Annotated in this window: 23 protein-coding genes; 12 read left to right on the forward strand and 11 right to left on the reverse strand. The window is 75.3% G+C overall.

Annotation, left to right across the window (positions count from 1 at the left end; translation table 11 throughout):
* Positions 1-853: DUF222 domain-containing protein (locus BLS67_RS17890; protein WP_131801779.1), on the reverse strand; the 853-nt coding region annotated here is incomplete at its 3' end.
* A 325-nt stretch (positions 854-1,178) separates the two neighbouring features.
* Between BLS67_RS17890 and BLS67_RS17895 the strand changes: the two genes are divergently transcribed.
* Positions 1,179-1,367, forward strand: a complete 189-nt coding sequence (locus BLS67_RS17895; protein WP_091247725.1) for an Rv0909 family putative TA system antitoxin — start codon at positions 1,179-1,181, stop codon at positions 1,365-1,367.
* Between the two features lie 83 nt (positions 1,368-1,450).
* Here BLS67_RS17895 and BLS67_RS24180 read toward each other — a convergent pair whose 3' ends face one another.
* From BLS67_RS24180 to BLS67_RS17920, 5 genes are all read right to left on the reverse strand, one after another.
* Positions 1,451-4,054, reverse strand: a complete 2,604-nt coding sequence (locus BLS67_RS24180; protein WP_131801780.1) for an FtsX-like permease family protein — start codon at positions 4,052-4,054, stop codon at positions 1,451-1,453.
* Positions 4,051-7,125 (reverse strand): FtsX-like permease family protein, encoded by a 3,075-nt coding sequence (locus tag BLS67_RS17905; RefSeq protein ID WP_091247729.1) that lies wholly within the window; start codon positions 7,123-7,125, stop codon positions 4,051-4,053. Before BLS67_RS17905 ends, BLS67_RS24180 begins: the two co-directional genes overlap by 4 nt.
* The gene (locus tag BLS67_RS17910) at positions 7,122-7,811 is read right to left on the reverse strand and encodes an ABC transporter ATP-binding protein (protein ID WP_091247731.1); all 690 of its coding nucleotides are present in this window, start codon (positions 7,809-7,811) and stop codon (positions 7,122-7,124) included. Before BLS67_RS17910 ends, BLS67_RS17905 begins: the two co-directional genes overlap by 4 nt.
* Positions 7,808-8,641, reverse strand: coding sequence for an ABC transporter ATP-binding protein (locus BLS67_RS17915; RefSeq protein ID WP_242654174.1), 834 nt, complete (start codon positions 8,639-8,641; stop codon positions 7,808-7,810). The genes BLS67_RS17910 and BLS67_RS17915 overlap by 4 nt, the downstream gene beginning before the upstream one ends.
* Positions 8,642-8,752: 111 nt before the next feature.
* Positions 8,753-9,247 carry a GNAT family N-acetyltransferase gene (locus tag BLS67_RS17920; RefSeq protein ID WP_091247734.1) on the reverse strand — a complete coding sequence of 165 codons (495 nt, stop codon included), beginning with the start codon at positions 9,245-9,247 and terminating at the stop codon, positions 8,753-8,755.
* A gap of 182 nt (positions 9,248-9,429) precedes the next feature.
* Here BLS67_RS17920 and BLS67_RS17925 point away from each other — a divergent pair, with 182 nt between their 5' ends.
* Both BLS67_RS17925 and BLS67_RS24805 read left to right on the forward strand, forming a co-directional pair.
* Positions 9,430-9,705 carry an isoamylase early set domain-containing protein gene (locus BLS67_RS17925; RefSeq protein WP_091247736.1) on the forward strand — a complete coding sequence of 92 codons (276 nt, stop codon included), beginning with the start codon at positions 9,430-9,432 and terminating at the stop codon, positions 9,703-9,705.
* A 129-nt stretch (positions 9,706-9,834) separates the two neighbouring features.
* Complete coding sequence (locus BLS67_RS24805) at positions 9,835-9,969, forward strand: hypothetical protein (RefSeq protein WP_278247147.1); 135 nt, start codon at positions 9,835-9,837, stop codon at positions 9,967-9,969.
* Between the two features lie 15 nt (positions 9,970-9,984).
* Here the strand turns inward: BLS67_RS24805 and BLS67_RS17930 are convergent, their stop codons facing one another.
* Positions 9,985-11,187, reverse strand: coding sequence for a fatty acid desaturase family protein (locus BLS67_RS17930; protein WP_091247737.1), 1,203 nt, complete (start codon positions 11,185-11,187; stop codon positions 9,985-9,987).
* A gap of 46 nt (positions 11,188-11,233) precedes the next feature.
* Positions 11,234-12,307 carry a ferredoxin reductase gene (locus tag BLS67_RS17935; protein WP_091247739.1) on the reverse strand — a complete coding sequence of 358 codons (1,074 nt, stop codon included), beginning with the start codon at positions 12,305-12,307 and terminating at the stop codon, positions 11,234-11,236.
* 119 nt (positions 12,308-12,426) lie between these two features.
* Here BLS67_RS17935 and BLS67_RS17940 point away from each other — a divergent pair, with 119 nt between their 5' ends.
* Complete coding sequence (locus BLS67_RS17940) at positions 12,427-13,575, forward strand: helix-turn-helix domain-containing protein (protein WP_207500709.1); 1,149 nt, start codon at positions 12,427-12,429, stop codon at positions 13,573-13,575.
* Between the two features lie 4 nt (positions 13,576-13,579).
* Here the strand turns inward: BLS67_RS17940 and BLS67_RS17945 are convergent, their stop codons facing one another.
* Positions 13,580-14,098: a MarR family winged helix-turn-helix transcriptional regulator gene (locus tag BLS67_RS17945; protein ID WP_091247742.1), complete on the reverse strand. Its 519-nt coding sequence runs from the start codon at positions 14,096-14,098 to the stop codon at positions 13,580-13,582.
* Between the two features lie 90 nt (positions 14,099-14,188).
* On the opposite strand from BLS67_RS17945, the gene BLS67_RS17950 reads away from it, so the two are divergent.
* The gene (locus BLS67_RS17950; protein ID WP_091247744.1) at positions 14,189-15,103 is read left to right on the forward strand and encodes an NADP-dependent oxidoreductase; all 915 of its coding nucleotides are present in this window, start codon (positions 14,189-14,191) and stop codon (positions 15,101-15,103) included.
* Between the two features lies 1 nt (position 15,104).
* Here BLS67_RS17950 and BLS67_RS17955 read toward each other — a convergent pair whose 3' ends face one another.
* Entirely contained in the window at positions 15,105-16,685 is a 1,581-nt protein-coding gene (locus tag BLS67_RS17955; protein ID WP_091247745.1) for a class I SAM-dependent methyltransferase, read from the reverse strand.
* Between the two features lie 15 nt (positions 16,686-16,700).
* Between BLS67_RS17955 and BLS67_RS17960 the strand changes: the two genes are divergently transcribed.
* From BLS67_RS17960 to BLS67_RS17975, 4 genes are all read left to right on the forward strand, one after another.
* Positions 16,701-17,339, forward strand: a complete 639-nt coding sequence (locus BLS67_RS17960) for a dihydrofolate reductase family protein (RefSeq protein WP_242654175.1) — start codon at positions 16,701-16,703, stop codon at positions 17,337-17,339.
* A gap of 199 nt (positions 17,340-17,538) precedes the next feature.
* Complete coding sequence (locus tag BLS67_RS17965; protein ID WP_131801781.1) at positions 17,539-19,293, forward strand: HNH endonuclease signature motif containing protein; 1,755 nt, start codon at positions 17,539-17,541, stop codon at positions 19,291-19,293.
* A 55-nt stretch (positions 19,294-19,348) separates the two neighbouring features.
* The gene (locus BLS67_RS17970) at positions 19,349-19,762 is read left to right on the forward strand and encodes a VOC family protein (RefSeq protein WP_091248067.1); all 414 of its coding nucleotides are present in this window, start codon (positions 19,349-19,351) and stop codon (positions 19,760-19,762) included.
* A gap of 18 nt (positions 19,763-19,780) precedes the next feature.
* On the forward strand, positions 19,781-20,971 hold the full coding sequence (locus BLS67_RS17975; protein ID WP_091247750.1) for an MFS transporter: 1,191 nt from the start codon (positions 19,781-19,783) through the stop codon (positions 20,969-20,971).
* Positions 20,972-21,053: 82 nt separating this feature from the next.
* Here the strand turns inward: BLS67_RS17975 and BLS67_RS17980 are convergent, their stop codons facing one another.
* Positions 21,054-22,469: an AAA-type ATPase lid domain-containing protein gene (locus tag BLS67_RS17980; protein ID WP_091248073.1), complete on the reverse strand. Its 1,416-nt coding sequence runs from the start codon at positions 22,467-22,469 to the stop codon at positions 21,054-21,056.
* Between the two features lie 169 nt (positions 22,470-22,638).
* Here BLS67_RS17980 and BLS67_RS17985 point away from each other — a divergent pair, with 169 nt between their 5' ends.
* The 3 genes from BLS67_RS17985 to BLS67_RS17995 are packed head-to-tail and all read left to right on the forward strand — an operon-like array spanning position 22,639 to position 25,474.
* Positions 22,639-23,688, forward strand: coding sequence for an amidohydrolase family protein (locus BLS67_RS17985; protein WP_091247752.1), 1,050 nt, complete (start codon positions 22,639-22,641; stop codon positions 23,686-23,688).
* Positions 23,688-24,452 (forward strand): metal-sulfur cluster assembly factor, encoded by a 765-nt coding sequence (locus BLS67_RS17990; protein ID WP_091247754.1) that lies wholly within the window; start codon positions 23,688-23,690, stop codon positions 24,450-24,452. Before BLS67_RS17985 ends, BLS67_RS17990 begins: the two co-directional genes overlap by 1 nt.
* Positions 24,449-25,474: an NAD(P)-dependent alcohol dehydrogenase gene (locus tag BLS67_RS17995; RefSeq protein ID WP_091247756.1), complete on the forward strand. Its 1,026-nt coding sequence runs from the start codon at positions 24,449-24,451 to the stop codon at positions 25,472-25,474. Before BLS67_RS17990 ends, BLS67_RS17995 begins: the two co-directional genes overlap by 4 nt.

Here is a 25,474-nt window from a genome sequence, read left to right on the forward strand (position 1 = left end):
GCTGACCCATCGGCCGCTTGTCACCGCCCTTGCGCATGCTCGCGGCCAGGGCATCGATGACCTCCAGCTCAGCGGCGACATCAGCGGCGTCGGCCAGGTCGGTGCGCAGCGAGGCCAGTCCATCGCCCTGGCCGAGGCTGGTGACGTTCTGGCGGCGCTTGCGGCGCTCGGCCCGCCGGTCGGCCTCGGCCGGGTCGGCAGCGATCACCGCGCCGGCGATCCGGTCGGCCAGCGGGGTTGGGCCGACGCCCTCGCCGATCCAGCCCAGGCCCTGGGCGGCGATGGTGTCCACCACGTCATCGGGCAGCCCACCACCGAAGGACTGCTTGCGGTCGGCCAACCCATCCACGAGCACCTGGGCGCGGCGGACATCGATCCGCCCGTCGGCCAACGCCACCCACACCCCGGGCAGCTGCTCGAACAGTGCCCGCTGCTTGGCCACCAACACCGACGCCGACCCCACGCTGATGCCCAGCACCACCGCGACCTCGTCGGCCACCCAGTCATCGGGACGGTCCGGGTCAGACGCGTCGTCGGCACGCGCACCGGGCAGCACGGTCTGCGCCGGCTGCAACTCGGCCAACCGAGAGATCGCCGCGGCCTGCAGGGCGTGCAACTCGGCCTGGGCCTCGGCCACGTCGGCCAGCACCGCCTGCACCCCGGCCCGGGTCGTGGCAGAGGTGACCAGCAGCTCGGACAACCGCATCGGCCGGTGCACCAGATCAACCGGCACACCAGCGGCGACCTGCGCGGCCCGCTCGGCCTCCAGCACCACCGCCTTCGCCGCAGCCGAGGCGAACACCTCCACCTGCGCAATGCCCAACGACAACCCGAACCGGGTACCGACCACCACCGGGCCCACCGCACATTACCCCTTGCGCACGTCGAACGTATGTACGAACACTACCGCATGTCGGCGCCGGTGGCGAGGTGAATGCACAGCTCAGGAGTCTGTCCACAGATGAGCGCCGGTCCTCGACACGGTGCTCGATCCCGTTCCCGACACCGGAGGACAGCGGGTCACCCGTGTCCCACCCGTGAGGACGACACGCGCGCGGAGCTGTGCACCGCCTGGCCGGGGATTGACCCCCGGCTCACCGGGCACGGACCACCCGGAGCCACGCCACCAGGCGTGGCCCGCCCGCGGTCACGACGGTGACCGGTGAGGAGGCAGCACCATGGCCGGACTCGGCGACAAGGCGAAGGACTTCCTGAACAGCGACAAGGGCGAGAAGGCGAGCGACTCGGCCCTCGACAAGGCCGCCCAGTTCGCGGAGGGCAAGGCCGGCGGCCATGCCGACCAGATCCAGAAGGGCCGCGACGCGGCCGACGACCGCATCGGCACCGGCGGCGACGAAGGCCGCTGACCCGCACGCGCGGGCCGGCCACTCCGGCCCGCGCGGCGGCGGCACATCAGAGCCCCGGCCCGCGCGGCGCCGGCACATCGCGGTCAGCCCTCGCGGAGCACCTGCGCCAACGGCACCCGGCGGCGGGCGCGGGCCTCCCCCACCACGAGGACGACGACGGCGACCACCGGCGGCACCACCAGCCCGAGGACCGACCACGGGACGACGAGCCCCGGATCGGTGTCCTGCCCGGTCAGCTGGGCCAACCCGAGCGGACCGGCCACCAGCGCCGCCACCAGCGCACCGATCGCGATCCCCGGCAGCACGGTGGAGAGCACCCCCGGCAGCAGCTCGAGCAGCGCCACCGCACGGGCCTGGCGCTCCCCCAGCCCCAGCGTCCGCAGCACGCCGGACGTCGACCGTCGACGGCGCACCCCGGCGCTGCCGGCGAGCACCACCGCGAGCACGGCCAGCACCCCGAGCAGCACCGCGGTGCCGCCGACCAGGCCGACCAACCCGCGGGTGAGCGGGGCGTCCTGCACCACCGCGAGCCGCGAGGACCGCATCTCGACGTCCCCGCCGGGCACGGATGCAGCGGCCGCCGCGGCGCCGGGACCGGTCAGCCACAGGGTGTCCGGGACGGCGAGGTCGGCGGGAACGGCGGACGCAGCCAGCAGCACCGTGGTGGGGCCGGCCGGCAGCGTGCCGACGACAGCGATCGGCACCTGGACGCCGTCCAGCAGCAGCGACCCGACGGAGCCGACGACGTCCGGGGTGACCAGCGCACGCACCCGGTCGCCGTCGTAACCGAGGTCGTCCAGCCCGTCGACGTCGGGCAGCGGGGTGGCCTCGACCAGGCGCGCGTAGGCGGTCGGGTCCACGACGACGACCCGGGTGCGGTCGCCGCCGGACGGGGTGGACAGCTGCACGCCGTCGGTCACCCGCGCCGGCACCGCGAGGTCGCCGCCGGTGGGGAGGTCCGCGGGCAACGGGTCCACGGTGACGGTGGCGTCGGCGCCGACCGCGGTCCAGGAGGCCTCGACCTGGCCGGCGGTCGTGGTGGCGCCCAGCGCGAGGGACAGCGTGGCCAGCGCGGTGATCGCGGTCAGCGCCACGGGGCCGAGCACGGCGCGGGAGCGGACCCCGGCCGCCGCCAGCAGCGGCACCGCACCCCGGGCGCGCAGCGCCCACCGCAGCAGCCCCGCCGACACCGCCGGCTGCACCCGGGCGACCAGCACCGCCCCGGCCAGCACCGCCAGCGCGGGTGCGGCCACCACGAGCGGACCGTCCAGCCCCCGCGCGGCCAGCGCAACGACCGCACCGACGGCCAGCAGCACCAGCGCGCCGTCCGCGGTCCACCGGCGCACCGAGCGGTCCCGGGCAGCGCGCAGCCGGGCCCGCCGGTCCAGCGGCACCCAGTCCCCGCCGGTGGCCCGGTCCGCGGCCCGGACGCCCAGCACCGGCAGCGCGAGCAGCCCGGCCAGCGCGGTCGGCACCACCCCGGCGACGACGGCATCCCCCGGCAAGGAACCCGACACGTAACCCGGCGCGAGCAGCAGACCGACCCCGAGCCCGACCCCGACCCCGACCGCGGTGAGGACGGCGGACTCCGCCAGCAGCGACACCCCGAGCCCGGGCAGCGACCCGCCGCGGGCCCGGATCGCGGCGAGCACGGTCCGCCGCCGGTCGACCAGCACGGCGGCGCCGAGCAGCAGCACCAGGCCGGTGGCCAGCACCCCGGCGGTCACCAGCACCGCGGCCTGCGCGCGGGCGGCGGCGAGCTGGTCGGCGGCGGACAGCAGCACCGCACCCAGCCGGCTGTCGACGGTGGGCAGCGGGCTGATCCGCAGCGTCACCGGGGACGCCCGCAGCGCGGCGACGGCCTCGGCCACCGCCTCGGCGCCGGCCGCGGTGAACGCCTCGGGCCGGGCGGCCAGGGTGATCGTGCGGGTGGCCTCGGCAGCGAGCCGGGCGTCGGGCACCGACGCGTCGGACACCAGGACGGCGACCGTGGTCCGCCGGTCGGCCCCCGCACCGCGGGTGCTGGGCGCCAGCAGGTCCGGCACCCCGGTCCACGCCGGATCGGCCTCGTCGGCAACCGCGAACACCCCCGTGACCAGCACGTCGACGCCCACGCCGGTGGCGGCGGCGCCGGTCAACCGGTCGCCGGGGGCCACCCCGAGGGCGGCGGCCACCGCGCCGGACACCCCTGCCTGCACCTCCCCGCCGGTGGCCGCGGCCGGCGCGCTGCCGGCGGTCCAGGTGACGGCGGCGCCGTCGGCCCGGTGCACCCAGTCGAACCGCAGCGAGGTCGGGCCCAGCTGCACGGCGGTCGCGGTGGGCAGGCTCAGCACGACCGCACGGGTCTCGACGACGGCGACCGGCGGGGCCAGCACGGCGGCGAGGTCGGGCGCCAGCGAGCCGGGCAGGTCCTCGGCGAGGGCCACGGTGTCGGCGGCGGTGGAGGTCGGTCGCCGTCCCGGGTCGACGACGTCCTCGGCGAACGGTGCCGTCACCACGGTGTCCGCGCCGTCCCCGGCCACACGGACGGCGGCCCGCACGGCGTCGTCCGCGGTGACCGCCACCCCCGCCGGGACGACGACCGCCAGCACCGTCGCCAGCGCCACGACCAGCACCGACAGCAGCCACGCCCCCGGGGCATCCGCCACCCGGGCCCGCGTGCCGGCCAGCGGCACCCCCCACCTCACGAGCCGCCCTCCCGCAGGGCACCCGCGACGTCGACCCGCAGCAGCCCCCGCACCACCGGCAGCACGACGGCCGTGCCGAGCACGGCCAGGCCGACCACCAGCGCGGTCCACGACGACCACGGGAACTGCGCCTCGGCGGACGGCACCGGCGACCCGGTGAGGGCGGGGCCGACCAGCACGGTGCCGACAACCCCGACGACCGCGCCCAGCAGCACGCCGACCACGGTGCCGATCCCGTGCTGGAGCAGCAGCACCGCGCGCACGGTCGCCCGCGGCACACCGAGGCCCAGCAGCCGGGCCACCTCGGCCCGGCGGCCGCTGCGCACGGCACCGGCCTGCAGCACCGAGCCGGTGACCGCCAGCAGCACCGCGCCCGCCCCGAGCAGCGCGAGGCCCAGCGGCAGACCCACGGCCAGCGGCCCGCCGCGGAGGTCCGCCGTGAGCCCGGCGCGGGTGACGGCGTCGGGGAGCCCGGCGGCGGCCAGCGCACCGACCGCGCCCGGATCCGGGGCGGCCACCCACCAGGCCTGCGGGGCGACGTCCAGGTCGCCGGCGGCGACCAGCACCCGGGCCAGGGTGGCGGCGTCGGCCAGCACGGCCGGCCCGCCCGGCACCGAGGGGACGTCGGGCACGACCCCGGCCACCTCCACCGGCACCCCGGTGTCCCCCACGGCCATCGACAGGTCGTCCCCGACGTCCGCGCCCAGGTCGTCGGCCAACCCGGCGGACAGCAGGACGGGGACGGCGTCCGGTGCCCGGGAGGGCGTGAGCAGCACCCGCTGGCCGGTCGGCGGCAGGGCGCCGAGCACGAGACGACCGCGGAACCCGATCCCGCCGTCCACCGCCTCCAGCCCGCTCAGCAGCTGGTCGGCGCCCTGCTGCCCGCGCGGCAGGGTCGCGACCCAGCCCGGGACCGAGCCGGGCAGGGTGACGGCCAGGTCCACCCGCGCGACCCGGTCGGGGTCGTCGTCCGGCCCGGGCGCCAGGTCCACCGCGACGGCGACCACCGTGCCGTCCCCGTCGACCACGACCGAGCGGGGCAGGCCGTCCAACGGGACCGCGGGCAGCGCCGTGGTCGTCCGCGCGCCGGTCGGGTCGGCGAGCACCAGGGTCAGGACGGCGGTCAACCCGGTCCCCGCCGCCGTGCCGGTGACCACCACGGATCCACCGGACAGCGGCACCCCCTGCTCGGGGTCGCCGGCCGGCAGCCCGGCGGTCGCGCCGGCCCAGTCGGTGCCGGGCAGCCGGCCGCGCAGGACGCCGGCGGTGGTGTCGACGGCGACCAGCCGGGTGGCGTCGCCGTCCTCGTCGCGCAGCAGCGACCCCAGCGCGACCGGCCGCGCCACCACCGGGGAGACGGCTCCCCCGCCCGCGGCCGCGACGACCGGGCCGGGGATCCCGCCGACCGCGGGGACGGCGAGGTCGGCGCCCACCCGGAGGTCGGCCTGGTCGGCCTGCGACACCGACCAGGTGGCCCCGATGCCGCCGGCGGCGACCGCCGCCGCGGTGGCCAGCACCAGCAGCGCGGTCGCCCCGCCGGCCAGCGACCGGCGGGCCAGGTCGCCGGCGACCAGCACCGGGGCCAGCGCGCGACCGCGGGCCGCACGCCGGTCGGCGAGGTGGGCGAGCCGCGGCGGCAGCCGCAGCGACAGCGCGCACCCGGCCAGCAGCACCAGCGCGGGGGCGACGACCAGCAGCGGGTCGGTGCCGACCGTCCCACCCAGGCTGAGCACGGCCACGACGGCCAGGCCGACCAGCAGCAGGTCCGCGCCCGACCGGGCCACCGCCCCGCGACCGGTGGTGCGCCCCGGCGTCGCCGCACGCGTGGCGCCCACCGCCAGCAGCGCGACCAGCACCACGACACCGGCGGCCACCGCGCCCAGCAGCCCGGCCGGCAGCAGCGGACCGGGGTCGGACCCCGGCAACCGGTCGGCCAGCGCGGCCCGGGTGGCCACCACCGCCAGCGGCACGGCCAGGACGGCGGCCGACCCGACCAGCAGCGCGGCCTCGGGGAGCGCCCGCCGGGCCAGCTGGGGTCCGGTGGCCCCGCGGGCCCGCAGCAGCGCGGTCTCGGCCAGCCGGCGGTCGCCGAGCACCCGGGCAGCGGTGCCCAGCGCCACGACGGTCAGCAGCACGGCCAGCAGACCGGCGGCGAGCACCGCGGTGCGGCCGGTGGCCAACCGGGCGTCGGCAGCGGCCAGGGTCGCGGCCAGCGGGTTCACGACCCGGCTGGTGGCTGGTCCACCCGAGACCGCGGCCCGCACGTCGCGGGTCAGCGTGCCGAGCTCGTCGGTGATCCGGTCCACCGCCGCCGGGGACGCCGCGGCGACGTCGGGGGCGGCGACCAGCGCGACCTGCTCGAGGCCGGGCCCGGCGGCCAGCAGCGTCGCCGGGTCGACCAGGAACGGTCCGGCCGCGGGCAACCGGGTGCCGCCGAACACCCCGAACTCCAGGTCGGGCACCGCGCCCGCACCGGCCAACCGGTCCTGCGCCCACGCCCCGGCCCGCGGCTGCACCAGCCCGACCAGCTGCACGGTCACCGGCGCGGTCGCCGCGGCGTCGGCCAGTCCGGTGGTGGGGTCCAGCACGACGGTGTCGCCCGGGGCCAGACCCAGCGCGTCCGCGGCGGCCACCGGCAGGGCGGCCGGCCACGGTGCGCCCGGCTCCGGCACCCCGGGCCAGGTCCCCGCGACCAGGTCGGCCCGGGCGGTGAGGTCGTCGATGCCGGCCAACCAGCCCAGCCGCCGTCCGCCGTCCGCCCCGGGCGGCACGTCGCGGACGGTCGAGGTCAGCCAGGTCGACGTCCCCGGCGCTACCGGGGCCAGCGCCGCCGTGAGGGCACCGCCCGCGGCCTCGACCGCCGGGCCCGGGTCGTCGCCGAGGTCGGTGAGCACCACCTGCACGGTGGTGTCGTCGACGGCGGCCTGGCCGAGGGCGGCCTGCCGGGCCCGGTCGGCGCCGGTCGTGAGCAGCAGGACGCAGCCGGCGAGCACCGTCAGCCCCGCGACCAGGACCACCAGGACGACGCCGAGCAACCGCAGCTGCACCCGGCTCCGGGCGCCGGCGCTCACGCCCCCGCCGGGCCGTCGACCAGCCGGCCGTCGACCACCCGCACCGCCCGGTCGGCCAGCGCGATCATCACCGGGTCGTGCGTCGAGACCAGCGCGGTGACCCCCTCGGCCTCGACGATGCCGCGGACCAGCGCCATCACGGCCAGGCCGGTCTCGCGGTCCAGCTGGCCGGTGGGCTCGTCGGCGACCAGCAGCCGCGGCGAGGCGGCCAGCGCCCGGGCCAGGGCGACCCGCTGCTGCTGCCCGCCGGAGAGCTCGTCGGGGCGCTGGGTCGCGTGCGGCGTCAGGCCGACCAGGTCGAGCAACCGGGCCACCCGCTGCTCCCGCTCGTCGGCGGGCAGCCGGCGCAGCCGCAGCGGGACGCCGACGTTCTCCGCCGCGCTGAGCACCGGCACCAGCCCGAAGGTCTGGAACACCGAGGAGACGACGTCGCGGCGCAGGGCGACCAGACCGTCGTCGTCCAGCGCCCCGACGTCCGTGCCGGCCACGTGCACGGTGCCGGCGTCGGGTCGGTCCAGCCCGCCGACCAGGTTCAGCAGCGTGGTCTTGCCCGACCCGGAGCGGCCGACGAGGGCGACCAGCTCGCCGGGGGCGATGTCCAGGGACACCCCGCGCAGGGCGTGCACCGCGGTCGGCCCGGACCCGAAGGAGCGGTGCACGTCGCGCACCTCGACGAGCGGGCTCACGGGGCGCCCGCGTCGCGGTGCACGGCGACGTGGTCGGCCTCCAGCGTCAGCCGCACCCGACGGGTGAGGTCCAGCGCCGTGCGGTACTCGGCGGGCAGCTGCAGCCGCCCGGCCCGGTCCAGCACGGCGAACTCCTCGGCGACCACCGGGGCGCCGTCGTCGGTGGCCCGGCGCAGCACCTCGCTGGCGGTGCGGCCGTCCCGGATCGCGACGGTCCGCTCGACCTGCTCGGACACCGTGGGGTCGTGGGTGACCACCACGACCGTCGTCCCCAGGTCGCGGTTGACCGTGCGCAGCGCCTCGTAGACCTGCTGCGAGCTGGTGGTGTCCAGCTCGCCGGTGGGTTCGTCGGCCAGCAGCAGCTCCGGGGCGTTGGCCAGCCCGACGGCGATCGCCACCCGTTGCTGCTCGCCGCCCGAGCAGGCCGCCGGACGCCGGTCGGCGACGTCCCGGACGCCGACCAGGTCGAGCAGCTCGGCCGCCCGGGCGGCCCGGGTGCGGCGCGGGGTGCCGGCCAGCGCCAGCGGCAGGACGACGTTCTCCGCGGCGGTCAGGTAGGGCACCAGGTTGCGGGCGGTCTGCTGCGCCACGACGCCGACCATCGAGCGCCGGTAGGCGACCCGGTCGGCCCGGGACAGCGCGGTGAGGTCCCACCGGCCGACCGTGACCCGGCCCGCCGTCGGGGCGTCCGTGCCGGCGAGCACGGCCAGCAGCGTGGACTTGCCCGACCCCGACGCGCCGACCACGGCGACCACCTCGCCCGCGTCGACCTGCAGGTCGAGGCCCTGCAGCGCCTGCACCTCGACCGACCCGGTCCGGTGGACGCGCACCAGTGACTCGCACACGACGAGCGCCGTCATCCCACCCCCACCGGTTGCACCGTGCACCCGGGGCGGGATGTTAGCGGTCTCACACCTGGAGCGGACGGAGCCGTTCCGGCGTCAGGTGGTCCGGGACAGCGCCCGGCCGTACACCAGGAGGTCCGTGCCGGGGAGCGGCGACCAGTCCCGCTCGGGCAGGCGGGTGAAGCCCAGCCGCGCGTAGAGCCGGTGCGCGGCGTGCATGCGCGGGTCGGTCGAGAGCACCATCGCCGTGCGCCCGGCATCGGCGGCCCGCTGCAGGCAGGCCCGCACCAGGGCCTCGCCGATGCCCTGCCCGCGCACCGTGGTGTCGACGACGAGCATGCGGAAGGCCGCCTCGTGCGGACCCGCGGTCACCTCGCCGAACTCGCCGTCGAGCACCAGCGCGACGCTGCCCACGAGCGCCCCGTCCAACCGGGCCACCAGCAGCTCGGCCTGCGCGGCCCGGCCCGCGACGTCGGCCAGCTTCTCCTGGTACTCCGGCGGCGCCCACCCCTGCGAGACGTAGGTCTGCAGGGTGAGGTCGGCGATGGTCGGGAAGTCGGCGGGCTGCGCGGGTTCGACGACGAGGGTCACGCGGTGAGACGGTAACCCGCGCACCCCACCCGTCCCACGGGTCCCAGATCGGCGGGGTCGCCGGTGTGGCGAGCGGACCGGTCCCTCCGTCGTCCCTAGGTTCGCAGGCACGCCACCGCAGGACCGGCCGCCGACGCCCGGACCGACGCACCCCGAGCCCATCGTCACCCCCGGAGTACACCGTGATCCGTCTCAAGAAGTCCCCCGCCGACGTCGCCGTCACCTTCGCCCTCGACGAGCAGGCCGCCCCCGGCCCGGTCTCCGTCGTCGGCGACTTCAACGGCTGGACCCCCGGCACCCACACCCTGAAGAAGCGCAGCAACGGCACCCGCAGCGTCGTCGTCAAGCTGCCGGTCGGCGAGCAGGTCCGCTTCCGCTACCTGGCCGACGGCGGCGTGTGGCTGGACGACCCGCAGGCCCACGCCCACGACGAGCAGGGCTCGCTGCTGCACCTGTAGAGCCACGCACGACGGAGCCCCGTACCGCAGCTGCGGTACGGGGCTCCGTCGCGTCCGGGGTGGCGAGACCGCCCGGTCCCGGTGCACACTCCCCCTCCACCCTCGGGGGTGGGTACCGGGGGGTGCGCGATGGGTGAGGTGCTGCTGGTCGGGATGGCCCTGGGGGCGCTCGGCGGGGGCTGGATCGGCTACTGGCTCGGCCAGGTCCGGGCCGCGAGCCGGGCGGCGGGCAACACCTACCGCTCGGTCCGCGGGAAGGGGTGACCCCCGCCCGGCGACTCAGGCGGCGCGCTGCGCCCGGTCGTAGGCGCGGCGGACCTTGGGCCCACCGGTGGTCAGCTTGTACAGCTGGGCCACCTGCTGCGGGGCGTTCTTCGGGGTGGTCGCGGCCATCCAGCCGTTGGGCAGCGACAGCCGGAAGACCTTGTGCCACGCGCTCGCGACCTGCTTGGGCAGCGACGCGGTGTGGTACCGCAGGCCGTACTCGTCGAAGATCGCCTTGACCTTCGGGGCGATCTCGGCGTAGCGGTTGCTCGGCAGGTCGGGGAACAGGTGGTGCTCGACCTGGTGCGACAGGTTGCCGGTCATGATGTGCATGGCCTTCGAGCCCGAGATGTTCGCCGAGCCCAGCATCTGGCGCAGGTACCACTCACCGCGGGACTCGCCCTCGATGGAGGTCTTCTCGTAGGTCTCGACACCCTCGGGGAAGTGCCCGCACATGATCACCGAGTGCGACCACAGGTTGCGCACCAGGTTGGCCACGAAGTTGGCGGCCAGGGTGGGCACGAAGCTCGGGCCCGACAGCGCGGGGTGCACCAGGTAGTCCTTGGTCGCCTGCTTGCGGATCTTGCCCAGCACCTGCTTGGCGGCGGCCTTGAACTTCGGGTCCTTGCGACGCTCGGGGGTGGCCAGGTTCTTGCCCAGCTCGAGGTCGTAGGCGGCGATGCCGTACTCGAAGAAGCACGCGTTGACGAAGTTCCACAGCGGCTGCGCCAGGTACAGCGGGATCCACTTCTGGTCCTCGTCGACCCGCATGATCCCGTAGCCGAGGTCGTTGTCCTTGCCGATCACGTTCGTGTAGGTGTGGTGCAGCTCGTTGTGCGAGTGCTTCCACTGCGCGGCCGGGCTGGCCATGTCCCACTCCCACGTCGTGGAGTGGATCTTCGGGTCGCGCATCCAGTCCCACTGGCCGTGCAGGATGTTGTGCCCGATCTCCATGTTCTCGAGGATCTTGGCGACCGACAGGCCCGCTGTGCCGAGGATCCAGGCCGGGGGGAACTTCGAGAGCAGCAGCACCGCGCGGCTGGCCAGCTCGAGCTTGCGCTGGACGTCGATGACCTTGCGGATGTAGGCCGCGTCGTCGGCCCCGCGGCTGTCGGCGATCTCCTTGCGGATCGCGTCCAGGCGGCGGCCGATCTCCTCGACGTCGTCGGCGGACAGGTGGTCGATCGGGCTGGTGGGCTTGCTCTGCAGTGCGGTCACGGTGGTTCTCCTCAGCTCGTGGGAGGTGGCTCGGGGGAACAGGTGGTCAGTGGTCGATGTCGCAGTCGCCGGCCGCGGCGCTGACGCAGGTCTGCACCAGCACGCCGTCACCGGGGGCGGCCACGGTGAGCTCGCCGTTGCGCAGGTCGCGGACGGCGCCCTCGCGCAGCGGGAGGACGCAGCCGTAGCAGATGCCCATGCGGCAGCCGCTGGGCATGATCAGCCCGGCCTCCTCGGCGGCGTCCAGGATCGGGGTGGCGCCGTCCGACGGCACCGTCGTCCCGGTCTGGTTGTAGGTGACCGAGCCGCCCTCGCCGGTGACGAGCACCCGCGGGCGGAACTGCTCGATGAGCAGCTGGTCGGAGATCTCCTCGGCGGCCCAGTGCTCCTCGAGCGCCTCGAGCAGGCCGGCCGGGCCGCAGGCCCAGGTGGTGCGCTCGGCCAGGTCGGGCACGAGCTCCTCGAGCTCGGCGGGCTTGAGGAAGCCGTCGACCTCGGTGTGCCGCTCGACGAGCCGGAGTCGGCCGGAGGCGGCCATGGCGCGCAGCTCGGCGCCGAAGACGACGTCGTCGGCGGTGGGCGCGGAGTGCACCAGGACGGCGTCGGGCAGCTCGTCGAGGTGGTTGCGGAGCATGCCCATGACCGGGGTGATGCCGGAGCCGGCGGTGACGAACAGCGCCTTGACCGGCCGCTGCTCGGGGAGGGTGAACTCGCCGGTCGCCTGGTCGAGCTGGACGACGGTGCCCGGCCGGAGCTCGCGGACGACGTGGTTGCTGACCTTGCCGCCCGGGATGGCCTTGACGCAGATGCTGATGGTGCCGTCGGCGGCCGCGCGGTCGGAGGTGACCGAGTAGGCCCGCCACTGGCGGACGCCGTCGACGTCGACGCCGATGCGGACGTACTGGCCGGGGACGTGCTCGCGCCAGCCGCGACCGGGACGCAGCACGACGGTGGCCGCGTCGGCGGTCTCGGACCGGACGTCGACGACCTTGGCGCGCAGGTCGGCGCCGCTGAGCAGCGGCGCGAAGACGTCGAGGTAGTCGCGGGGCAGCAACGGCGTGGTGGCCGCCTCGACGAAGCGCATCGCACGCTCGCGGAGGCCGGGTCCGGTCGTCGTCATGCATCGATCATGTCCTGCACCAGGGGTGAATACCTGTGCCCTGGACGTGAATCGGGGAGTAGTTTTCACACCCGGCGAACAACGATCCGGGGAACTCCCCGGTCAGCGAGGAGATCACGGTGCCCGAGACCCGCACGCTGTCGCCGACCGTGGCCCGGGCCATCCGCCGCGAGCTGCCCCAGGTCGCCGAGGCCACCGTGGCCACCATCGTCGCCGAGGTGCCCGCCTATGCCGGCGCGTACGCCGACGGCATGAGCGCGACCATCGAGAACGCGGTGCAGCTGGCCCTGGGCGGGTTCCTCGAGCTGGCGACGACCCGTGGCGCGGCCGCCGCCGACACCCCCATCCAGCCGGCGCTGGACGCCTCCTACGCCCTGGGTCGGGGCGAGGCCCGGGGCGGCCGGTCGATGGACGCGCTGCTCGCGGCGTTCCGGGTGGGCGCGCGGGTGGCCTTCCGCGGGCTGGCCGACCGCGCGGTGGCCGCCGGCTTGTCGGCGGCGCAGCTGGCCCGCTTCGCCGAGCTGGTCTTCGCCTACATCGACGCGCTGACCGCCGCGAGCGTGGCCGGGCACAGCGACGAGCGGCAGGCCAGCGGCCGGGTGCGCAGCCGGCTGCTGGAGAAGCTCGGCCTCCGGTTGCTCTCCGCCGCACCCCAGGACGAGCTGCTGGCCGCCGCCGAGCGGGCCGACTGGGCGCCCCCGCGCACGCTGACCGCCGTCCTGCTGCCGGCCGGCCGGGTGCGCGGGGCGCTCGCCCTCCTGGACCCCCGCACGCTGCAGCCCGGCGACGAGGACGTCTCGGTGCTGCTGGTCCCAGATGCCGAGGGGTCCGCGCGGGCGGCACTGCTGCGCGCGCTCGAGGGCAAGGAGGCCGTGGTCGGGCCACCCCGGCCGTGGATCGACGCCGCGGCCTCGCACCGGCGGGCGGTCCGCGTGCTGGAGCTGGACCCGACCGCGCCCGGTGCCGTGCCGGTGGACACCCAGCAGCGGCTGTGCGAGCTGGTGCTGCGTGCCGACGAGGACGCCCTCGCCGACCTGCGCGCGGCCGCCCTCGCCCCGCTGGACGAGCTCTCCGAGGGTGCCCGCGAGAAGCTCACCGAGACGCTGCGGGCCTGGCTGCTGCACCACGGCCGCCGCGACGCCGTCGCCGCCGAGCTGTTCGTGCACCCGCAGACCGTGCGCTACCGCATGGGCCAGCTGCGCGAGCTGTACGGCGACCGCCTCGAGGACCCGCGCACCGTCCTGGAGCTGACGCTGGCGCTGGCCTGAGCGCCTAGGGGGTGTCCGGCGCGGCGGCCGACCGGGGGCGTCGCGGCCTGGCCGACCGCGGCGGGACCGACCGCATGTGCTCCTTGAGCGAGCCCAGCAGCCGGGCCAGCGTCGCGGTGTCGGCCGGGTCCAGGCGGTCGAAGAACAGCTCGCCGACGACCTCGACGTGACCGGGCAGCACGCGGTCCAGCAGCGCCTTCCCGTCGTCGGTGAGGCTGACGGCCACCCCGCGGTCGTCGTCGGCAGCCGCCGCCCGGGTGACCAGGCCGGCCTTCTCCAGCTGGTCGGCCTGGTAGGTGAGGCCGCTGCGGCTGTACACCACACCGTCGGCCAGCTCGGTCATGCGCTGCGTGCCCCCAGGGGCATCGCCCAACCGGGCGAGGAGCTGGAACTGCACGTAGCTCAGGCCGCCGGCCTCGCGCAGCTGCGCCTCCACCGCGTGCCGCAGCAGGCCGACCACCTCGACGAGGTCGAAGTACGCGCCCAGCTGGACGGGGTCGGGACGACGGGCTCCACCGGACATGCCCGCAGCGTACTTGCTTCGGGTTCGAAGCATGCTACGGTCGCCAGGTGCTTCAGCTTCGAAGCACATTCGTCGCAGAGAGGTCCCGCCATGAAGGCAGTCCGGTTCCACGAGTACGGCTCCGCCGACGTCCTGCGCCTCGAGGACGCCCCCGACCCGGTCCCCGGCCCCGGGGAGGTGCGGGTCCGGGTCGCCGGGGTGGCCTTCAACCCGGTCGACGCCGGCATCCGCGGCGGCTGGGTCCGGGAGGCCTTCCCCATCGCTTTCCCGCACGTGCCCGGCTACGACGCCTCGGGCGTGGTCGACCAGCTGGGCCCCGACGTCACCGACCTCGCCGTGGGCGACCGGGTCGTCGGGTTCCTCCCGATGGTGGCCGACGGCGCGGCCGCCGAGCTGGTCGTCGCCCCGGAGCAGGCCTGGGTGGCTGCACCGACGTCCGTCCCGCTGGTCGACGCAGCAGCACTCCCCTCGCCCGCGACGACCGCGTGGCAGGCGGTCGTCGCCGACGCCGGGCTCACGGCCGGCCAGCGCCTGTTCGTCAACGGCGCCGGGGGCGCGGTCGGCAGCTTCGCCGTGCAGCTCGCGGCGGCCGCCGGCATCGAGGTCACCGCCGCCACCGGCGCGGCCGGGGCCGAGCACGTCCGGGCCGAGGGCGCGCAGCACGTCGTCCAGCACGGGCAGGACCTCGGCGAGCTCGGGCCGTTCGACGCCGTCCTCAACCTCGGCCGGGTCGACGCGGACGCCGCGCGCGGCCTGCTGGACCTGCTGCGCCCCGACGGCGTCCTGGTCAACACCGTGCCCGGGGTGCCGGTGCCCGACGACCCGCGGGTGGTGGGCCTGTTCGTGCGTCCCGACCGGGCCGCGCTGCGCCGTCTGGTCGAGATGGTCGACCGGGGTGAGCTGCACGTCGACGTCGCGCAGCGGCTCCCGCTCGCCGAGCTGGCCGGTGTGCACGCCCGCTCGGACGACGGCGGCCTGCGCGGCAAGGTCGTCCTGGTGCCCTGAACTACCCCGCGACGGCGGGGCCCTCCGGCATGCGGGCGACCAGCAGGACGTGGGTGACGGGCCAGTCCAGCTGCTCGCCCGTGACCGGGTCGAGCAGCTGGGCGACCGGGGCGAAGACGTGCTCGACCAGCCAGTCGTTGCGCCAGGCCCCGACCCGCGGGTCGACCTGGAACCCGGCGTCGGTGACCAGCCGGGTCCAGGCGGCGCCGTCCAGCGCGCAGAACTGCTCGTGGGTCTCGCTGAGCCAGTTGTCGGTGTAGCTGCGCTTGGACAGGAACTCCATGGCGTCGGCCAGCGAGAGCAGGACGTCGCCGCCGTCGGTGGTGAACGGGAACGGGACGCCGGCGCCGCGCCGGAAGTCCACGGCGAACTGGTCGAACCGGGCGCGGGTGGACAACCGGTCCAGGTGGGCCTTCGGGTCCGGCAGGGCGGCCAGGTCCACGGGACCCTCCGGCCGGGCGCCGTCGTCCGTGCGCAGGCGGAGGCGCACCGGCCGGTCGCCGTCGGCCGGGCCGCAGACGTCGGAGTTGATCCACACCCCGCCGGGGGCGGTGTGCGCGGCGACGGACCGGGCCAGGTCGCGGACGGCGGCCACCCCGCCGCCGTAGCTGAGGATCTCGTGGGTGAGGGCGAACGTGGTGGTGGTGTCCACGGTGCCGTCGGGGAAGACCGACCCGTTGAGCACGTTCGCCTGCACGAAGAAGGTGTTCGGGTTGGCCGCGAACGCACCCTGGGCCTTGCGGTGCTCGCACTCGTCGTAGAGGTGCCGGGCCACCTCCACGCCGAAGAGGTCGGACTCGTGCAGGGTCGGCTCGGCCGCGGCCAGCTCGAGCATCGCCCCGGTGGCGCAGCCGACGTCCACGATGCGGCCCGGGCGCACCCACGGCCGGGCCTGGTCCCACTTGCGCTGCGCCGCGGCCTCGAACGCCGCGATGTACGAGCGGTACTCGCGCGTGGCGGTCAGCCCGCCCTCGTCGCCCACCACGGGGTCGGTGCAGATCAGCCGGGTCGCCTCGGCCAGGCCGTAGCGGTCGAACACCGACAGCGTGGCCGGGTGGGCGAGGTCCCGCCAGCGCTCGTCCCCGGCCACCAGCATGCCGAGCACGTCCCAGGGCCGGGCCGGGTCGTCGGGGTGCCCGGCCTCGACCGGGACGACGCGGAACCCGAGGTCGCGGTACATCGCGGTGACCGCCGCGGTGGAGCAGGCCACCACGGTGTCGGCCGGGGTGGGGGTGCGCCGTCCCCCGGTCTCGTGCGCGACGGTCTTCACGGTGAGCTCGGCGAACCGGTCGGTGGGGGCGACGTCCACGACGCCGACCACGATGCTCTCGATGCCCTCGGTGAGCGCGAACCGCTCGATCGCGGCCTCGCGCCGGGCCGCGGGCACCGGGTTGCGGCGGGTGCCGCGGTGGTTCGCCGAGGTGACCGCCCAGACGACGGCGGCGTCGGGCGCCATCGCGACCGGCTCGCCCTCGGTGTCGGTGACCTCGCCGGCCAGGAGCGCGCGTAGGTAGTCGGCCTGGAAGCGGGTCAGCACGTGGTGCCGTCCGGGAAGCAGGACGGTGCGGAAGGGCTGGTTCACGGGTTGGATGGTGCCGTGCTGAAGGTGCAGAACTTCACGGTGTCCGCCGACGGCTACGGCGCGGGCGAGGGCCAGAGCCTCGAACGACCCTTCGGGACGGCGAACCCGGGCGAGCTGATGGCCTGGGCCTTCTCGACCGCCTCGTTCCCCGGCCCGTCGAACGGCGAGGACACCCGCGGCGTCGACGACCTGTTCACCCGCGACTACGCCGTCGGCATCGGCGCCGAGATCATGGGCGCGAACAAGTTCTCGCCGCACCGGGGCCCGTGGACCGACCACGAGTGGCAGGGCTGGTGGGGCGACGAGCCGCCGTTCCGCACCCCCGTGTTCGTCTGGACCCACCACCTGCGGCCCTCGTTCACCCTCGGCGACACCACCTTCCGCTTCGTCGACGGGCCGCCGGCCGAGGTCCTCGCCAGGGCCACCGAGGCGGCTGGGGGCCTCGACGTCCGGCTGGGCGGTGGCGCCACGACGGTGCGGGCGTTCCTCGACGCCGGCCTGGTCGACACGCTGCACGTCGCGGTCGCGCCGGTGACGATCGGCGGCGGGTCGCGGTTGTGGACCTCGCCCGACGAGCTCGACGACCGCTACCACCACGAGCAGGTCGCCAGCCCGACCGGCCGCGCGGTGCACCACCTCTACTGGCGCCGCTGACCCACCGCGGCGCACCGAGCACGAGGAGCTGACCGAGGACGTCGGGGGCGGAGACCAGCACGAGACCCGCCACGGTGCAGGGCAGCGCCCACGCCGTCGTCCGGGTGAGCGCCCGGACCTCGAGCCCCGACGCGGGGGGACATCCAGCCCCTGCAGCTCAGCCCCGAATTTGTCGTACCCCTCCCCTAGCGTGCCGGTCATGGAGACGCGGGCGCGACTGGGGGTGGCCTTGCAGATCGCCGTCGTCAGCCCCCCGCCTCCCTCCCCGACCGAGGTCCTCGACCGCCCGCAGCGCCTCTGCGAGGTGCTCGCCCCGCGCATGCTGGACGACGCCGCCTGCGCCGGCGAGCTGCAGCGCATCACCGACCTGCGGGCACGCCTCGACGCCTACGAGGTCGGCGTGGTCGCGCGATTGGCCGACCTCCGTCCCGACCTCTGGGAGCACGGCGACCACCCCGGTGGTCCCGTCGACGGCTGGTCACCCGCCCGTGAGTTCCCCGGGGTCAGCGAGTTCTTCGTCGACGAAGTGGCCGCCGTGCTGGGTGTCTCCCGCACCCGGGCGCACACGATCGCCAACACCGCCCTGGTGCTCGTCCACCAGCTTCCCGCCACCTGGCACGCCCTGGCCGACGGCCGCATCGACCTACCGCGCGCCCGGGCGCTGGTGGCCGTGCTCGGCCGGCAGCAACCCGAGGTCGACGCCGACGTCATCGCCGCTGTCGAGGCCGAGGCGCTGGCCTGGGCGATCTCGGGTGAGGGCCCCTACCGGCTGCAGGACCGCACCGCCGCCCTGCTGCTCGAGCACGACGCAGCAGCCGCCGACCGCGCCCGCAAGCAGGCCGAACGCGACGCCGACGTCCAGGTCCGCGGTCGCCGCGACGGGCTGGCCGACCTCGTCGTCACCCTCGATCCCGCCACGGCCGCCGCCTGCCGCGACGCCACCGACCGCTACGCCCGGATGTACAAGGCCGACGGCGACGACCGGCCGATCGGCCAACTGCGCACTCTGGTGGCCGCTGACCTGCTGCTGCGGGCGTGGGACACCACCCGACCACCGGCGACCGCGCACATCACCATCCACGCGCCGCTGCCATCCCTGTTCCCACCACGGCCCACGACCGACATCCCGGGGCCGGGCACCGGCCCCGACGACGTCCCGGAGGCGGGCCCCAACCCCGACGACGCCGCGGAATCGGGTGAGCCCGAGCCTCACGGCACGGTGGGCGGGCTGTGCGTCACGGCCGCGCACCTGCGCGAGTTGCTCCGGAACTGGTCCGATGCCGGCCTCGACGAACTGCACGCCCCCGACGGCGGCTCGCTGGACATCGCACTCACCGACCCCGGCACCGGTCGGCTGCGCGCCGTCGTCACCGAGCCCGAGCTCCGTCGGGCCGCCACCCGAGGCTGCCCGCGGCACCCTCGCCCGACCGCCACGTGCCGGTCCGCGATGTCATCGCCGGAGCACACTGCCTGCGCCTGCCCGGCGCTCGATGTGCCACCGGCCACGACGGCCTACCGACCGACCGCTGCCCAGCGGCGGTTCATCGCCGCTCGCGACCGCGGGTGCCGCCACCCTGCATGTCCCCGGCCGGCGATCTGGACCGATGCCGACCACGTCGTCGCCCACCACCACGGCGGTGAGACCGACTGCGGCAACCTGTGCACCCTGTGCCGCCGGCACCACCGGCTCAAGACGCTGGCCCCCGGGTGGCGGTTCGAGATGACCCCCGACGGTGTGCTGTCGGTGACCACCCCGTCCGGGGTCACCCGCGTCACCCGCCCACCAGGCATGGGTCACGGCATCGACCACCTGATCGTCGCGGGTCTGCTCACCCGCGACGACCCCGGCTCTGACCAGCGCACGCTGCCCGCCCCGGACGCCGCCGCGCAGTGCGACGACCCCGCCGACGACCCGGACCGGGTGGAGCGGGTGGACGATCCCCCACCGTTCTGACCAGCAGTCCAGGAATGCCGTGGCAGCGCTGTCGCAGCTCGGCCACAGTGCGCGCATGACCTCACCCGCACGGTTCAAGGACCTCTGCATCGACGCCCGCGACCACCAGGCCCTGGCCGACTGGTGGTGCGCGGCGATGGGCTACGTCCGCCGCGACGACCTGGAGCCCGCCGACGACGGCTGGGTCCGCCCCCGCGACTGGCCGGTCCCCATCACCGACCCCGCCGGCCGGGCACCGCTGATCTGGGTGGTGCCGGTCAGCGACCCGAAGGTCGTGAAGAACCGCATGCACCTCGACGTCGTCGGGGACACCGCAGCGTTGGTCACCCTCGGCGCGACCGTCGTGCGCGGCAAGGACGGCGACGACGTCGACCCCGAGACCGGCGGCATCGAGTGGGACGTGCTGGCCGACCCCGAGGGCAACGAGTTCTGCTGCTTCGCCCCTTCGGAGCCCTCTCCCACGGCCTGACCGTGCGAGCATCCCGGGGTGGCCGACCGGGGCAGGGCACCGCTGCCCCGCGAGGTCCGGGTGCTGGCCGTCGTGGCCTTCGTCGTCGCCCTCGGGTTCGGCATCGTCGCGCCGGCCATCCCGGTCTACGTCCGCTCGTTCGGCGTCGGCACCACGGCGGTCGGCCTGGCGGTCAGCTCGTTCGCGTTCTTCCGCTTCGTCTCGGCGTTCGGCGGCGGCGCGCTGGTCGAGCGGTTCGGCGAGCGGGTGGTGCTCACCGCGGGTCTCGTCGTCGTCGCGCTCACCACCGGCGCGGCCGGGTTGGTCGGCAACTTCCCGCTGTTCCTGGTCCTGCGCTCGGCCGGCGGCGTGAGCAGCGCGATGTTCACCGTCGCGGCGCTGTCGCTGCTGCTGCGGGTGGCCCCGCCCGAGCACCGCGGGCGGTCGGCGGCGACGTTCCAGGGAGGGTTCATCCTCGGCGGCATCGCCGGCCCGGCCGCCGGTGGGCTCCTCGCGGCGCTGTCGCCCCGGTTGCCGTTCTTGCTCTACGCCGGGTTCCTGCTCGTGGCCGGGGCCGTCGCGATGGCCCAGCTGCGCACGCCCGGGAGCAGCGCGCCCGGTGGGAAGGCCGCCGCCCCCGACACCCCGCAGGCCGCGCCCCCGCTCCCCCTCGCCGCGGCCGTCCGCAACCGCGCCTACGTGGCCGCGCTGGTGGTCAACTTCGGGGTGGGCTGGATGCTGTTCGGCGTCCGCAACTCCCTCGTGCCGCTCTACGTGACCGAGGACCTCGGCCGCACCGTCGCCTGGGCCGGCGCCGGCCTGCTGGTCGGGTCGGTCGCCCAGGCCGTCGGCCTGCTGCGGTCGGGCCGCCTCGTCGACGGCTGGGGACGGCGGCCCTCGCTGGTGCTGGGCACCGCCCTGGCCACCGGTTCGGTCGCCCTGCTGGCCGGTCCGCCCTCGACCGCGGTGTTCCTGGTGTCCATGGCGGTGTTCGGCCTCGGCGCCTCGCTGCTGGCCAGCGCCCCGGCCGCGCTCGTGGCCGACGTCAGCCCGGCCCGCGGCGGACGCGTGGTCGCGGTGTTCCAGATGGCCTCGGACCTCGGCGGGATCCTCGGCCCGCTGGCCGCCGGTGCGCTGACCGACGCGGTCGACTACCAGCTGGCCTTCGGCGTCACCGCCGCCGTGCTCGCCGCCGGCCTGGTCGCCGCCCTCGCCCTCCCCCGGCGTTGATCGTGCAGTTCCGCACCGAGGCCACGCCGGAGCGCGGCGCGCCGTCGTTGCCGTTGTGCATGGTCAACGCGCAGGGGCGACCTCAGCGGCCGGGGATGCGCAGGTCGTACTGGTGGATCTTGCGGTAGAGCGTGGCCCGGGAGATGCCGAGCTCGGTCGCAGCCTGCACCGCGGTCGCACCCGGCGCCGTGAGGCAGCGCAGGATCTCGTCGCGCTCGAGCTGCTCGAGCCGGGTCAGCGACCGGCTACCCCCGGCCAGCACCTCCGGACGCAGGTGCGCGAGGTCGACGACGTCGGTCCGCCCGGCCGCCTCGCGCACGACCGAGCGCAGCTCGCGCACGTTCTCCGGCCAGCTGTAGCCGGCCAGCGCGCGCAGCGCCCGGGGCGTGAACTGGACGTCGCGGTGCCGGTGCTCGCGGGCGAACGAGCGGGCCAGGGTCTCGACGTCCTCGGGCCGGTGCCGCAGCGGCGGGACCTCGACGACGGCGCCCACCACCGCCCCGAGCCGCTCGGGCAGCGCGTCGAAGGACGACGCGGTGAACACCACCGGGGGTGCGGCACCGCGGGGCACCGCACCGGCCAGCTGCTCGGCCGCCCAGGCCGGCAGCGCGTCGGCGCCCGCAACCACCACGCAGGTGTCGGGGGCGGCGAGCTCGGGGGTCCACAGCGCGAGCCACGCCTCGACCTCACCGCTGGCCGGCGGCCGGGCGACCAGCACCCGCTCGCGCCGGGCGACGGCCTGCCGGGCCAGCGCGGCGACCGCGGTCTTGCCGGTGCCGGGCTCACCCACCACCGTCAGCAGCCGACCGGCCCGGACGGCGGCCCGGGCCTCCTCGACCGCGCGCGACCAGACCCGGGAGACCAGCGCCTCGGTGCCGGCCAGGCGGTCGGCGACCACGTGGAAGACCTCGCCGCGCGGCAGCGGACGCGCCACCTGGCCGCCGGCGCGGGCGTGCATGAGCGCCGCGGTGTTGCCGGCCGCGGACTGCGCCAGGGCGAGCAGCAGGTCGGAGGACTCCTCGGACCAGGTGGTCATGTTGATCGTGCCGGTGAGGTCGCCCGAGCGGGGGTCGAGCACCGGAACGGCCGCGCAGGTGTACCGCCGCAGCGGGGCGACGAAGTGCTCGCCCGACCGCACGAGCGAGGGTGACCGGTCGGCCAGCGCGAGGGCCAGCCCGTTGGTGCCCGCGGTGCGTTCGCCGAAGTAGAAGCCGGGCGCCAGGTGCACCCGGTCCAACGACCTGTTCATGTCCGCGTCGACCGACCAGCGGGCCAGCACCAGGCCCTCGTGGTCGGTCATCATCAGCCCGACCGGCTCGGTGCCCAGGGTGTCGTGCAGCGCGCCGAGCACCTCGGCGGCGCACCGGTAGAACAGCGACCCGGTGTCGACCGAGCCGGTGAACACCGGCTCCACGGCCTCGGGCGAGACGCCGTAGCGCTCGCTGCGCACCCACGAGGCCCGCACCCGGGGCGGCACGACGTCCAGCTCGCGGTCCACGGCCACCCCCACCGACGCCCCGTTGCGTCGCGCCCAACCTACCTGGCGTGACCCGCGTCTCAAAGTGAGACAGGTCGACCCATCTGCACCTCTGCATGCCGCCCTAGCGTCACCGACGAGCGATCCGGCCCCCACCGACGGTGACCGGAGCCCGGCCAGAGGAGGCCCCGTGTACAGCAAGGACGGCACCGACTACTTCGTCGTGGACGCGCACATCGCACTGTGGGACGCCCGCCCGGAGAACCAGCGGAACATCCACGGCAAGCAGTTCATCGACTGCTTCTACGACTACCACCGCAACCTCTCCCCCGAGTCGGAGGTGTGGGGCTACGACGAGTACCTCTACCAGGGCGGCGAGCGGCTCATGCGCGACGTCTTCGCCGACGGCATCGTCGACCACGCGATCTTCCAGCCGGCCCGGCTCAAGGAGTTCTACTCGAAGGGCTTCGGGCAGACCGAGGAGGCCTTCCAGCTCTCGCAGGCCCACCCGGACAAGCTGACCTACAACCACTACTTCGACCCCCGCGACGGCGAGAACGGCCTGGACCGGCTCCGCGAGGACGCCGAGACGATGCACCTCAAGGGCGTCAAGCTCTACACCGCGGACTGGCACGGCGAGAGCCGCGGCTGGAAGCTCAACGACCCGATGGCCTACAAGTACTTCGAGGTCTGCCGCGAGCTCGGCATCACGAACATCCACGTGCACAAGGGCCCCACCATCCGCCCGCTGGACCGCGACGCCTTCGACGTCGCCGACGTCGACGCCGTGGCCAGCGACTTCACCGACCTCAACTTCATCGTCGAGCACGTCGGCCTGCCCCGCCTCGAGGACTTCTGCTGGATCGCCACCCAGGAGCCCAACGTCTACGGCGGCCTGGCCGTGGCCATGCCCTTCATCCACACCCGACCCAAGTACTTCGCCCAGATCCTCGGCGAGCTCCTGTACTGGATCGGCGAGGACCGGATCCTGTTCTCCAGCGACTACGCCATCTGGACGCCGAAGTGGCTGGTCGAGAAGTTCGTGGACTTCCAGATCCCGGCGGAGCTGGGCGAGTACGCCCCGCTGAGCACCGACCAGAAGAAGAAGATCCTCGGTCTCAACGCGGCCAAGCTCTACGACATCCCGGTGCCGGCCGCGCTGCAGGTGGCCGAGGCCGACGCCACGGCGACCGGTCCGCGCGACCCCGACGCCGCCGACAAGAACCTGGCGATGGCCTGATGACGGCGGTCCTGCCGCGCATCTCCGAGGCCGACGTCCGCACCGCCCTGGACGCCGTCGTCGACCCCGAGCTGGACGAGGCCATCACCGACCTCGGCTTCGTCAGCTCGGTGTCCGTCCACGGGGTGGACGGCTGCGACGTCGAGGTGCACCTGCGGCTGCCCACCTCGTTCTGCGCGCCCAACTTCGCCTGGCTGATGGTCAGCGACGCCCGGGACGCCGTCCGCGGCGTCCCGGGCGTGGGCCGGGTGGTCATCGAGCTCGACGACCACCACGACTCCGAGCTGATCAACCGCGGCCTGGCCGCGGACGCCGACTACCGCGGCACCTTCGGCCACGAGGCCGAGCACTCCCTCGACGACCTGCGGGCCACGTTCCACCGCAAGGCGCACACGGCCGCGATGGAGCGCGCGCTCACGTCGTGGGTGCGGGCCGATCCGAACCGCACCGAGGACGACGTCGCCGCCGTCCGGCTCTGCGACCTGCCGGCCGGGAGGGAGCGGGATGCCCTGCTCGACCGGCGGGCCGCTCTCGGGCTCCCGCTGGCCCCGACCTCGCCGGTCCTGCTCGGCCCCGACGGCAGGCCGCCCTCGAGGGACGCGGTCGCGCTGACCTTCCGCAAGGCCCGGTCGGTGCGCGTCTCGGTCGACGGCAACGCGCACTTCTGCCGGGGCCTGCTCACCACCCGCTACCCCGGGTCGGACGCCGACCAGGTGTTCCGCCCGTCCATCGACCACGCACTCCCCCTGGAGGTCCTGAAGTGAAGGCCGTCCGCGTCACCGGCTACCACCAGAAGCTCGAGCTGACCGACATCGACAAGCCCGAGGTCACCGGTCCGCACGACGTGGTCGTGAAGATCGGCGGCGCCGGGGTGTGCCGCACCGACCTGCACATCCTCGAGGGCCAGTGGGCCGAGAAGAGCCAGGTGCAGCTGCCGTACACGATCGGCCACGAGAACGCCGGCTGGGTCGACGCGGTCGGCTCGGCGGTCACCAACGTGGCGGTCGGCGACAAGGTGATCCTGCACCCGCTGATCACCTGCGGGCTCTGCCGCGCCTGCCGCTTCGGCGACGACGTGCACTGCGAGAACTCGGCCTTCCCCGGCATCGACACCAACGGGGGCTACGCCGAGTACCTCAAGACCTCGGCCCGCAGCTGCGTGAAGATCGACGACGGGCTCGAACCGGCCGACGTGGCCGCGCTGGCCGACGCCGGCCTCACCGCCTACCACGCGGTGGCCAAGGCGGCCCGCCGCCTGCACCCGGGCGACCGGCTGGTGATGATCGGCTCCGGCGGCCTGGGCCACATCGGCATCCAGGTCGCCAAGGCGCTCACGCCGGCCGAGCTCATCGTGATCGACCGCAACCCCGACGCGCTCAAGCTGGCCGAGTCGATCGGCGCCGACCGCGGGGTGCTCGCCGACGGCACCCAGGTCGAGCAGGTGCTGGAGCTCACCGGCGGCCACGGCGCCGAGGTGGTCGTCGACTTCGTGGGCGAGAACGGCTCCACCAAGGAGGGTCTGGCGATGACCCGCCGGGCCGGTGACTACTCGGTGGTCGGCTACGGCGAGAACGTCGACGTCCCGACCATCGACCTGGTCTCCACCGAGGTCAACGTCATCGGCAACCTGGTCGGCTCCTACAACGACCTGGTCGAGCTCATGGCGCTCGCCGCCGCGGGGCGGGTCACCCTGCACACCCAGAAGTACGGCCTGGACGACTTCCAGAGCGCCGTCGAGGACCTGGACAACGGCCGCGTCCGCGGCCGCGCCATCCTCATTCCCTGA

The sequence above is a fragment of the Klenkia soli genome (assembly GCF_900103975.1).
In the GTDB taxonomy this organism is placed as follows: Bacteria; Actinomycetota; Actinomycetes; order Mycobacteriales; family Geodermatophilaceae; genus Klenkia; species Klenkia soli.

Excerpts from the sequence above, each read along its gene's own strand:
- BLS67_RS24805 (WP_278247147.1), top strand. The coding sequence starts at position 9,835 with ATGGGTGAGGTGCTGCTGGTCGGGATGGCCCTGGGGGCGCTCGGCGGG.
- BLS67_RS17965 (WP_131801781.1), top strand. The coding sequence starts at position 17,539 with ATGGAGACGCGGGCGCGACTGGGGGTGGCCTTGCAGATCGCCGTCGTC.
- BLS67_RS17945 (WP_091247742.1), bottom strand. The coding sequence starts at position 14,098 with ATGTCCGGTGGAGCCCGTCGTCCCGACCCCGTCCAGCTGGGCGCGTAC.
- BLS67_RS17990 (WP_091247754.1), top strand. The coding sequence starts at position 23,688 with ATGACGGCGGTCCTGCCGCGCATCTCCGAGGCCGACGTCCGCACCGCC.
- BLS67_RS17950 (WP_091247744.1), top strand. The coding sequence starts at position 14,189 with ATGAAGGCAGTCCGGTTCCACGAGTACGGCTCCGCCGACGTCCTGCGC.
- BLS67_RS17970 (WP_091248067.1), top strand. The coding sequence starts at position 19,349 with ATGACCTCACCCGCACGGTTCAAGGACCTCTGCATCGACGCCCGCGAC.
- BLS67_RS17935 (WP_091247739.1), bottom strand. The coding sequence starts at position 12,307 with ATGACGACGACCGGACCCGGCCTCCGCGAGCGTGCGATGCGCTTCGTC.
- BLS67_RS17895 (WP_091247725.1), top strand. The coding sequence starts at position 1,179 with ATGGCCGGACTCGGCGACAAGGCGAAGGACTTCCTGAACAGCGACAAG.